We start from the raw sequence: 230 nt of genomic DNA, 5'->3' as shown, positions 1-230 counted from the left end.
CCTTTATGGATACCCACGCCTTTACTGCGAAACTCACCGGCATTCACAAGAATATCTGACAGCATTAAACCGTGAGCCGTGAGTAAATCGTCAATGGCGCTGGGTGTGAATGCAGGCAGTGCATCATAAGCGGCAATCGCTCCTTTTACCTCGGCTAGCTCACGCACGCTGCCCAGCACAGGCTTACCCTCAACAATGGCGGTAATTTGTTCTTCAGTTAAGCTATTGCC

1 pseudogene is annotated in these 230 nt (G+C 50.4%); it reads right to left on the bottom strand.

Annotated elements, in window-relative coordinates:
* Nucleotides 1-230: pseudogene (locus tag AAEY68_RS21795) on the bottom strand (Fic family protein); the annotation flags it as partial.

Origin of the sequence: Pseudoalteromonas sp. RB2-MNA-CIBAN-0110 (genome assembly GCF_040309305.1) — a bacterium.
GTDB classification, from domain to species: Bacteria; Pseudomonadota; Gammaproteobacteria; order Enterobacterales; family Alteromonadaceae; genus Pseudoalteromonas; species Pseudoalteromonas arctica.
Note: the sequence above shows the minus strand (reverse complement) of the source record. Positions and strands in the feature narration are given on the sequence as shown.